Here is a 10,625-nt window from a genome sequence, read left to right as displayed (position 1 = left end):
GCCGAGAAAGCCGAAGCTGCCCGAAAAGCTGCCGCTGAAAAGGCTGCAGCCGAGAAAGCCGAAGCTGCCCGAAAAGCGGCCGCTGAAAAAGCGGCGGCCGAGAAAGCCGAAGCTGCGCGAAAAGCGGCCGCTGAAAAAGCGGCAGCTGAGAAAGCCGAAGCCGTTCGAAAGGCTGCCGCTGAAAAGGCGGCAGCCGAGAAAGCGGCCGCGGAAAAGGCCGCGGCTGCAAAGGCTGAAGCGGAAAGAGTCGCAGTAGCTAAAGCCGCAGCAGAGCAGGCGGCTTTGGCAAAGGCCAAGGCCGATGCCGAAGCGGCCAGAGCAGCGAGAGCTGCAGCCGGAGATCAGGCGATAAATGCGATTAAGACAAAAGTAAATCACAGCTGGATTCGTTCGCCTACCGCTGCAGCCGGCATGAGATGCACTATCCAAGTCAGGTTGACTTCCGGTGGTCAGGTAATCGGTGAACCTGTTGTTATTGCATCCAGTGGCGATGAAATGTTTGATAATTCCGCGGTCAATGCCGTTTTAAAAGCTCAGCCGCTGCCTGTACCTACGGATAGGGAATTGTTTAACAAAGAGTTTAGATCGTTTACGTTCACATTCGAGCCGAGAGGATAAATGTGTTGTTCTACCCGTTGTTATTTAGGTAAGGACGTTTATTGGCAGGTCAGGTGATGTCAACCGGTTTTTTGAATTAAATGACAGAGGAAATAATGTGAGTTTTTTTAGAAGAATGTTGTTAGTCGGCCTGATCGGGTTTCATGCCCCGATCACCCATGCCGAAATGAATATTGAAATTACCGAAGGTATTGAGAGCGCCATGCCTATTGCTATCGTGCCTTTCGGTTTTCAAGGGGCATCCGGTATGCCCGTTAATATCAGCTCGATTGTTAATGCAGATCTGGGGCGCAGCGGTTATTTTAAAACGCTGGACGAACAGAGCATGCTGAGCAGGCCGACAACGGCAGATGCGGTCAGATTCAACGAATGGCAGTCTTTAGGGCAGAACTATCTGGTTATCGGACAAGTGGCTGAAGGAGCGGGACAATATAATATTGAGTTCCAAGTGTTCGATGTCTATAAAGGCACGCAGGTATTGGGCTACCGAATGGCTTCGCCGCCGTCTGAGCTGCGCCGGACGGCACACCAGATCAGCGATATCATTTATGAAAAGCTGACCGGCATTAAGGGCGTCTTCAGCGGCCGGATCATCTATATCACCAGCCAGTCGCAAGGCGGCAATCAGCGCATACACAGGCTGCAAGTCGCCGATGCCGACGGATTCAATCCTCAAACCATCGCGTCATCGCCTGAGCCATTAATGTCGCCAGCCTGGTCGCCCGACGGCAGAAAAGTGGCCTATGTATCGTTTGAGAAAAAAACGGCGGGCATCTACGTACAGACGCTGGCCACCGGTGAGCGGCAAAAAGTGGCCGAATTCCCCGGCATTAACGGTGCGCCGGCCTGGTCGCCTGATGGGCAGAAGTTGGCGCTGACCTTGTCCAAAGATGGCAACCCCGATATTTATGTGTTGGACTTGTCTTCGCGTTCATTGACCAAACTGACTCAAAGCTATGCGATCGATACCGAGCCGACCTGGTCGCCTGACGGCAGCCATATCGTCTTTACATCGGATAGAGGCGGCAAGCCGCAACTGTATATCATGCCCAGCAGCGGCGGCGGGGAAAAAAGGCTGACGTTTACCGGCGATTACAACGCGGGGGCCAGTTTTTCACCGGATGGCAAAAATATAGCGATGGTGCATGGCAACCGTGGCGACTATCGTATTGCCGTCATGGACATGGCAACCCGTACAGTCAATGTCCTGACTGAAGGGCGTCTGGATGAGTCTCCCAGCTTTGCTCCGAACGGCAATCTGATTTTATATGCGTCACGGAAAGGCGGCACCGGTTACTTATCGGCCGTATCAATCGATGGTAAAATGCAGCAAAAACTGGTCTTTGATAGTAGCGAAGTGCGTGAACCGGCTTGGGCACCCTAGCGCTCAGCCAATCCTGACTTGACGGATAAAAGTAAATCCGTTCGCCCTGCCTCTTCGACTGCACTCAGGACTAAAGGCTTTGTCGAAGGATGAGCGGATTTACATCAAGCCTATTGACCCGGCATATCAATACTGGCTGAATACTAGAGCTGTTGGCGATACCCTATTTTTAAAATAGAATTAATAATTTATTTATGGAAGTTAAAATGAAATTGAATAAAGCAATATTGGCATTGGCAATCAGCGCAACCCTCTTGACTGCTTGCAGTTCAACCGATGAGCAGGATGCAGGCTTTACCGACGGCAGCCAGAGTGGCGCGGCCGGCATCAATGATGCCTCAACCAGCGGCTTGAATGGCGGGTCCGGCATCTCCGGTTCGGAGATGGGCAGCGGCTCAGGTTTTGGCAGCGGAGGCGGCTTGGGGCCGGAATTCAGCGATCCGAACAACCCGCTGTCAAAACAAACTATTTACTTCATGCTGGACAGCAGCCAGGTACAGCAGGACTATGTGCCGGTTGTTGCCGCTCACTCACAATACCTGCTTGCCAACCCTGGACAACACATCGTATTGGAAGGCCATGGCGATGAGCGTGGCTCCCGCGAATACAACATCGCGCTAGGTGAGCAGCGCGCAAAAGCGGTCGCCAGCATGATGAAAGTGCAAGGCGTTAATGAAAGCCAGCTGGAAATCGTCAGCTACGGTGAAGAAAAACCGGCAGCATTTGGACATGATGAGTCATCCTGGCAGCTAAACCGTCGTGTTGAACTGGTCTACCAAGGCAAATAAATGAAAAAGCGTTTACTCATGCTGCTGTGTGCCTGCAGCACTGCTTATGCAGAACCAGGGGCATTGCCGCCTGTCATCGATAATTCAACCTATCCTTCCGGAGCGGCCAATCAGGGCTCAGTTCCGCCTAATGCCGTATATGAGCTGATGGCGCGTGTAGAGCAATTGCAGTCTGAAGTGCAGCAGCTTACAGGCAAATTGGAAGAGCAGGCCAATCAGATCGCTGAACTGAAAAAGCAACAGGGTACTATGTACTCCGACTTTGATGAGCGTCTGAGCAGCATTGAGAATAATGCGGCTGGCGGTGCTCCAGCAGCTACAGGAACTGCACCTAGTCAAGAAGGTGCGGTTGCTCCGGCTGCCAATGCGGCCGATCCTGCTGCAGCACCAGCACCAGCACCAGCACCAGCGGCGCCAGCTCCGGCTCCGGCGGAAAATGCTCCAGCACCGCAGCCTGCGCCTGCGGTGCAGCAACCGGCCGCGCCTCAGGTCTCAGACGGTGAAAAACAGCAATACCAACAGGCCTATGAAGCTTTGAGGAAAGGGCACACTAGCGAGTCAATCACGCAGTTCAATACCTTCCTAAGCCAATATCCGAACGGCGCCCTGGCAAGCAATGCCCAATACTGGCTAGGCGAGGCGCATAAAGTCAACCAGGACCTTAATTCGGCGCGTGCCGCCTTTAATGCCGTCATCCAGAATTATCCGAGTAGCGCCAAGGCGCCGGATGCCTTATTAAAGTTGGGGTATATTGAATTTGATCAGCAAAACTGGGTCAAAGCGCGAGAATATTTAACCCGAGTTACTGTTGATTTCCCTAGCTCAACTGCAGCTCATTTGGCAAAAAAGAAATTGCTGCAGCTTGAGGAAGCCAAGCCCTGATTGTGAGTTCATTACGTATAACCGAAATTTTCCATTCGCTACAAGGTGAGTCGAATACGGTAGGGTTGCCTACCGTGTTTATCCGGCTCACCGGTTGCCCATTAAGATGCGTCTATTGCGATACCGCCTATGCGTTTACTGGCGGTACAAAAACAGAGATCGATGCCATCATTGACCAGGTTGATCAGTATGCGGCCCGCTATGTGACCGTCACGGGCGGAGAGCCTCTGGCTCAGCCCTCATGCCTGGAATTAATGACGAGATTGCTCGACAAGGGGTATGTTGTCTCGCTGGAAACAAGCGGTGCGCTTGACGTTTCCGCCGTAGATCCACGCGTGAGCAAAGTCATGGATCTCAAAACCCCAAGCTCAGGCGAATTAAGCAGGAATCGCTATCAAAACATCGGCTATCTAACGCCCAGGGACCAGGTCAAGTTTGTGATCGGCAGCGATGAAGATTATGAATGGTCGAAAGCGATCTTAGCCGAGCATGATTTGCCTAGCCGCTGCGAAATCCTGTTCTCGCCGACCATGGGTCAACAGAATCCAACCGAACTGGCAGAAAAAATCCTGCGCGACAGGCTGCCTGTCCGCTTTCAAATACAACTCCATAAAATACTTTGGGATGATGCCCGAGGTAAATAACCTGAAATGTCAAAAAAAGCTGTTATTCTGCTGTCAGGCGGATTAGATTCAATTACTGTACTCGCTCTTGCCAAAAAGCAGGGTTTCAAGTGCTATGCTTTAAGTTTTGATTATGGTCAGCGGCATAATGCCGAGTTAAAAGCGGCTGCGCAGATAGCGTTTGACTATCAGGTCGAGGAGCATAAGGTCATCAATATCGGCTTAAGCTCAATCGGCGGCTCGGCCCTTACCGATGAACATATCGCTGTGCCTGATACGGCACAGGAAGGCATTCCGGTTACTTACGTACCGGCCAGAAACACCATTTTTCTGTCTTTCGCATTGGGCTGGGCGGAAGTCTTGAATGCCCACGATATTTTTATCGGGGTCAATGCCGTCGATTATTCCGGCTATCCCGACTGCCGGCCTGAATTTATCAAAGCGTTTCAACAACTGGCGAATCTGGCTACCAAAGCATCGGTAGAGGGCGAGCATTTCGCTATCCATACGCCATTGATCTCTCTTAGCAAAGCCGAAATCATCAAGCTGGGCACCGAATTGGGCGTTGATTATAACCGCACAGTTTCCTGTTATTCCGCTGATGAGCAAGGCCGCGCATGCGGTGTTTGCGATGCCTGCCGCCTGAGAAAAGCCGGTTTTACTGAAGCTGGAATAGCAGATCCAACGCGATATCAGAAAAAATAATTAAAGAAATTAAAAAAGAGTTGCAAGATCTAAAATAATCCTTATAATAGGCATTCTTTGTTGAGGGTCGTTAGCTCAGCCGGTAGAGCACCGCACTTTTAATGCGATGGTCGTGCGTTCGAATCGCACACGACCCACCAACTTAAAGAATTGAAAACATTGAGGTTTTCGTAAAAGAAGCCAGCTTAATAGCTGGTTTTTTTTTGCTCGCGGGAAACTGGCGGGAACATTCAGAATAAAAAACCATAGCAGACCACAATAATAAGAACTATATGTTTTTGTTGTGGTTGGTGCCTAGGTTGTGGATAGGTAAGCTTACAACAATAAGCTGCTGATTCTGCACTATACACTATATAAGCGTTGGTTTAGGTTGCAAATTAATGCAAACGCAAAAAATAAAAAGAATCAAAATTAGCATTATTAATAACACCTAGAAATTTCTAGATATCTGCCTAAACTTGTGAACTTAAAGTCCTTAAAAAGACCAATAATAAAGAAGCTCTATGGGATAGTAGAGAATAATTGGTATAAGTTTATATGGAAGCCTCTCGTGGTTGCATTGCCGACTGCGACATTGGCTTGTTATAAGGTAAACTCTTTCAAAGAATTAGTTTCAGCTGACTTATTTGCTTGGATTGACGAGCACGCAGCTTATTTGGCATTAGGTTACTTTTTAGTTCCGCTAGCAGTTGGCTTTGAAGACCTTATTCGTAAAAAAGCTCCAGCTTACCTTGATAGCTTGACATCAGAAGGACAAGTTCTTCTTCTAAAAGCAATGGATTCTGCAGTGGAAAAAAAGATGAAATGCTTTCTTTCTACACTGAACTTGGATTACAAAAACTGGACAGGTGAAGAAATATTTCAAAATATCACGAATCCAGATAGACAGCTGGCCGAGATAATGCGAGCTATTCATGTTTTTTTCGAAAGTTTGGCCAGCTTGTCGAATAAGGAAATTGATTTTACAACTGTCCTTTTCAAAATGAAAAATGGAATTCCTGAGGATAGTTGGTGCTATTTCCCAGAATCAAACATGCCAGAGCAAAATTTACTTAAAGACCCTAGTTCTTTGGCATCATATGCAGCGAGAGTGGGCAAGTTAGTTATAATTCCGGACATTGAGAAAGAAAGAATTAGCTCGGAATCGCGAATCTCTCGGTTTTGTCGTGCAGAGAAAGGGTCTGTTATTTGTTTTCCTATTAGAAGCGAACAAATTAAAGATACTCCTTTTGTTATTAGAATTTCTGCAGATAAAGCTTTTTTTTCTGAAGAAAATAAGGTAACGTACGAGAAAATCTTAGGTCGGTTTAGAAAAAGAATTTTAATTGAATATGCTCTTAGCGAGTTAAAAAAATCATGTCTCAAAAAGAACCACGTAAAGAAAATTCAAGAAGTACCGACATCAATAAGCCTATGATTTCACTTGGAAATAGCAGTAGGAAACAGCTAAAGACCGAGGCGAAGACATGGGTAAAAGAAGCCCAAAAGGAGTCAAGAATTTGGGGAAGAATGTTTGCCCTTTAATTCAAACTTCTACCTTACAGAAAGTTAATAAAAAATCTCTGCATTTTTAGGATACTCAGTTTTGTGCTAAAAATAATGATATTAGTGGTTACTTTGGGCTAAGTAACCACTTATCTGAGAGTTTTCCTCTGCCTAAGCTTTCAAATTCGCTTGCTACAACAAGCTTAAGCACTTTATACCTGTGCTTCCTCATTCAATCGTCCATTGCTGTCATCTGACGTAGTCTTTGAACTTTATATCCAAAATAGTTCGAAAAACAAAAAATCGTTTTTTGATTTAAAACGTGGCGTAATAAACCCGATAAAATTCACGCTTCGCCAAACTAAACCTTTATCGTTCCGAACGATTGTTATTTCAATGTTTCCCATAATGTTCCCATTTTTGGGAGATTATTTTTTAGTCTTTGTTATTAATATATTTTTTGTTGTAAGACACCGCATTGATGATGCGTAGCTCTATCAATTTGAAGAGGAGCTTCAGTCCCTTGTATGCTGTATTGTTACAGTCATTCCTTTCTACTCTCCTTTATGCTGTCTATAGCAAGCGTCTACTTTGTGCAAAATATTGGATTTGATTGTGCTTTTATTGTTCCGGTTAATTCGGCAATGGAAGCCAAAGCGAAGGCGTCATTTAACTTTTTGCGCTTCATTCTGAACCTATTTCATCCGTTGCAGAGAACTGAGTTTGTTAATCAATATTCTGAAATTATCAGTTCAAAACTTCTGATTCTCAGCGAGGGTAGGGCAAAATATCTGATAGCTCGCCACTCACAGAAATTTATTCACTGATATGGTAAACTAATAGAGACGATCCCATTCATAAGGCAAGCATCAGAGCGGGGCAAGGTTGCCTAGACAACATACTGCTGGGCTAGAGACTACTAGAAGAGGGTAGAGGCAATCTTTATCAGTATGTCTTTGATCGGGATTTGGAGGGAGAACAATGCAGCGATAGGAATCAGAGCCGGTATCACTATGGCAAGCAATGAGGATCTATCGATCGGCATTATGCTCATCTTTCTGACGGCTTCATAAAGTGTCAGGGTATCAGCCACCGGTCCAAGTTCCTCCGCATGTAACAGTGAATCGTCTACTTCCGTTTTACCCAGAATCCAGCGCTGGCGCACCAAGCGCCCGTGTTCGCCGACCAAAGCGCCGTAGTCCAGCAAGGCACGGCGTTTGGCAGTGGCGAGAGGAACGACGAATGTCATAAGCGGCGCCAGACAAATCCCGACGAGGACAATCAGAAAAACTATGAGCATTAGCCTTAAAGACTGAACGTCGACTCCGTGGTACAGCACATTATGGGCCAGACGCGAAGCCAGCACCGCCGATACGGCAAAGACGAACAGGCTGAATGCCTTCGGCAATCGTTTCAGAAAGCCCAAGCCACCGGCCCCATCCGGATGAGTGGGCACGATGGCGAGATCGAGCCGGGCAATGCGCTTCAACAGGATGAATATCAGGATCAGGCGCCAGATCCAGGCCGCCAGGAAGGCGACGAAAATAGGGCGGCTCACATACATGAACCACCAGCCGCCGAAGCCGAGACGGCCTGCGCCGCCGTTTGAAGCCCAGTTGACTTCATGGTCCAGATCAGACCTGGCGGTCATTGGCTCTAAGACTGTCCAGGCTATGATGAGTGCGATGATCAACACCCAAGGCAGGGTCCGATCACGCAAGCGGGCAATACTCCTGATGATGCTTACGAAATCCTGTGCCTGAGTCGACTGTACTAGGCCCGAAGTCAGAAAATAAGGAGTGAGCGTCGTACTCAGCTGATGTATCATCCCTTCGCCCAGAATGAACAAGGGAACAGCGAGCAAAAAGCGGACATGCACACCGAAGTGCCGAAGTAGCGGCTCGTCCACAGTGCCAGGCAATATTCGACCTGTGGCTATGGCCCAAATGACGATAGGCAGCCAAGTGAGCAAAGCAAAAAATACCGCCCGGCGCACCATGCCCAATCCTTGGGCTGGAATCAAACCTAAGCGGCGTTGTAGACGAAATGGCAAGTCATCTCGGATCAGGGAAATCGCCAGTGATTCGTCATCGGTTTGCTTCATGGTTTGGTCCTTTGTTGAGTAGAGCAGCAAATGATGCATTGGAGGACAATTGTTAGTGACAACTGGTCCGTCTGTTAGTAGCGAGTAGTCAGGTTTTTATCTCATCTATACGCTTATTAGGCCAGTTCGCGGCAGTGAAGTTCGCATCGGCATTAATATTATTCATGTTAGTAAAGATAAAGGATTTTACGAAAACGGACAGCAACAGCTCTACATCTACAAGTTTGCATGCTGAAGGCAACCAGCATAATCGCAGCCTAGATTGAATGCATTTTGTGATCACCAGTCTTGCGATATGATTATTCATTTCTGCCCCCTATTTGCTGCTCATCTTTTAACGTTTGTTGCCTTATGGCATCAAGAAGTGAGTCAGAATTTATGTCATCATTCTGGAGCAGGAGTAACCGATCAATTTCTCTCATGAATGATAATTTTGTTACAGTTTGACCACTGGCGCGGCCTCCAGCAGCTTTTGAGCAACGATCAATAACGGTTCCATATCCATCTTGTTCATAAAAGTAGAGTAAGTCAGAAGCGCCAGCAAATAGCGGGGATCGCTCACCCACGGCGGCAGATAGCGGGGCGCCTGGCACAAGCCCATCTCATAAAGCTCGCAGAGGGCAGGAATGTCCAGGAAATCCAGTTTCCCGCAGAAGAGCAGTTTCAGGCAGTCGGAACGGCCGGAGGCGAAGAAGGCGCGAATGGCATTGCCGACTCCCAGCAGTCCGAACAGGTAAACCACATCTTTAGTAAACGGTGCGCCGCCAGTGATGACTCCGCCCCGAAACACCCGACGAGCATTCTCGAAAGCCTGATCGCGGTCGCTGACCCGCTCCAGAAAATAGCGGTATACCTCCAGGAAATCCGCGCCATCAACAGCCATCTGGATCGCGAAAACCCGATCGGCCAGCCGCCGCATTCTGTCCAATTCCATTGAGCCGCTGATGAGTTCCGCGAACACAGCCAGTCCTTCCTGAGTCCTCGTTGTGCCTGGATGTCCTGCCGCCAGGATGGGCAGGTCCGTCTGGGCGCGGCCATTGAGGGAAGTGGCAACATGAATGTAGGCTTCGTGATTTAATAGCTGGCTGGCATCGCGATCGGTGAAGCGAGCGTCGCGGCGGATGCGGATGGCGCTTGCTGTGGCTAGCGCGTTGGCGGAAAGCTTATCGACCAGTTCTACCTTGGGGGCTCTTTCGCCGAAATGTTTTTGGACAGCACGTTCAATATCCCCGGCCACTTTCTCGGCAGTATGGTATTCGGGTGGCGCAATGTCCATCTCAATCCGGATAAGTTGATCGATCGTATCGCAAATGCTCTGGGACAATTCCAGGGGTGTATGGGGAAAGTAGCGCAAGGGTGTAATAGGTTCGCCATAAAGCTGGCGGGAATATTCAAAAAAAGCAGGCGTGCCGACGTTAGCGAGCATTCTGGCCGCGCGCTCGAGCCCATCGGCTTGCCTTTCCAGCCACATATCGATGGAAGACGAAGGGACAATCAAGCGGCGTGCTTCACGTACGGCTTCTAGAACAGGCGCAGGATCGAGGGGCGTATAGCTGACTTGGGGAAGCTCTTGAGCGCCTTTGGCGAAAAACGCTTCTTTAACTTCGCTCGGCCAGTCGATAGTCCGTAAAATTCGAACCGGACGGCTGGCTTGATACAGTAAATGCGCTGCTTGACGGATTCGATCTTTTTCGCGATCGCTGGCTTGGGCATTCATCTTTATTTTCTCCGTGAGAGATAAGACTTGTCAGTGCCGACTGAACCTCGACTATTTGTACCCGTTGAATTTGAGCTATGAGGCAATAGAAACCTGAATATTCCTTATAGACAACTATCCGTCCGGCTACCCCTCGAAATAAAGCCCGATTTCCCGGTTTCGTCACAGTGTCGCTTGACAGTTAAAGCGCCATTCAAAGCGCAGATCACCACTTTGCCAGTCGCTGGTTACATGGACATCAGGGTTCAGGTTCGTATCCAATGTCGTTAAGTTAAGCCGTTCGTGGTGAGCCCTTCGGCTGCGCTCAGGACAGGCTTGT

The 10,625-nt window shown here is 48.5% G+C and carries 9 protein-coding genes and 1 tRNA gene; 8 read left to right on the top strand and 2 right to left on the bottom strand.

The genetic code is table 11. From position 1 onward, the window contains the following. From tolA to IT781_RS15940, 8 genes are all read left to right on the top strand, one after another. Nucleotides 1-618 (top strand): cell envelope integrity protein TolA (gene tolA, locus IT781_RS15975; protein WP_194971175.1); only part of this gene is annotated, 618 nt, incomplete at its 5' end. Nucleotides 619-733: 115 nt separating this feature from the next. Continuing rightward, nucleotides 734-2,002 carry a Tol-Pal system beta propeller repeat protein TolB gene (gene tolB / locus IT781_RS15970; RefSeq protein ID WP_194971203.1) on the top strand — a complete coding sequence of 423 codons (1,269 nt, stop codon included), beginning with the start codon at nucleotides 734-736 and terminating at the stop codon, nucleotides 2,000-2,002. Nucleotides 2,003-2,208: 206 nt separating this feature from the next. Next, nucleotides 2,209-2,790 carry a peptidoglycan-associated lipoprotein Pal gene (pal, locus tag IT781_RS15965; protein ID WP_194971174.1) on the top strand — a complete coding sequence of 194 codons (582 nt, stop codon included), beginning with the start codon at nucleotides 2,209-2,211 and terminating at the stop codon, nucleotides 2,788-2,790. Beyond that, complete coding sequence (gene ybgF, locus IT781_RS15960) at nucleotides 2,791-3,672, top strand: tol-pal system protein YbgF (protein WP_194971173.1); 882 nt, start codon at nucleotides 2,791-2,793, stop codon at nucleotides 3,670-3,672. After that, a complete protein-coding gene (gene queE, locus IT781_RS15955; protein WP_370527025.1) occupies nucleotides 3,672-4,316 on the top strand; it encodes a 7-carboxy-7-deazaguanine synthase QueE in 645 nt (214 codons plus the stop codon). Before ybgF ends, queE begins: the two co-directional genes overlap by 1 nt. Before the next feature lie 6 nt (nucleotides 4,317-4,322). Beyond that, a complete protein-coding gene (gene queC / locus IT781_RS15950) occupies nucleotides 4,323-5,000 on the top strand; it encodes a 7-cyano-7-deazaguanine synthase QueC (RefSeq protein WP_194971171.1) in 678 nt (225 codons plus the stop codon). 64 nt (nucleotides 5,001-5,064) lie between these two features. Further along, nucleotides 5,065-5,140: transfer RNA gene (locus IT781_RS15945), tRNA-Lys, on the top strand. A gap of 410 nt (nucleotides 5,141-5,550) precedes the next feature. After that, on the top strand, nucleotides 5,551-6,417 hold the full coding sequence (locus tag IT781_RS15940; protein WP_194971170.1) for a hypothetical protein: 867 nt from the start codon (nucleotides 5,551-5,553) through the stop codon (nucleotides 6,415-6,417). A 987-nt stretch (nucleotides 6,418-7,404) separates the two neighbouring features. Here the strand turns inward: IT781_RS15940 and IT781_RS15935 are convergent. Together IT781_RS15935 and IT781_RS15930 are read right to left on the bottom strand one after the other, a co-directional pair. Continuing rightward, nucleotides 7,405-8,589 carry a hypothetical protein gene (locus IT781_RS15935; protein ID WP_228779207.1) on the bottom strand — a complete coding sequence of 395 codons (1,185 nt, stop codon included), beginning with the start codon at nucleotides 8,587-8,589 and terminating at the stop codon, nucleotides 7,405-7,407. A gap of 436 nt (nucleotides 8,590-9,025) precedes the next feature. After that, nucleotides 9,026-10,306: a flavohemoglobin expression-modulating QEGLA motif protein gene (locus IT781_RS15930; RefSeq protein WP_194971169.1), complete on the bottom strand. Its 1,281-nt coding sequence runs from the start codon at nucleotides 10,304-10,306 to the stop codon at nucleotides 9,026-9,028. Nucleotides 10,307-10,625 lie beyond the last annotated feature (319 nt).

The organism is Methylobacter sp. BlB1 (genome assembly GCF_015476545.1).
Taxonomy (GTDB): domain Bacteria; phylum Pseudomonadota; class Gammaproteobacteria; order Methylococcales; family Methylomonadaceae; genus Methylobacter.
This window is presented reverse-complemented; position numbering and strand designations above follow the sequence as displayed.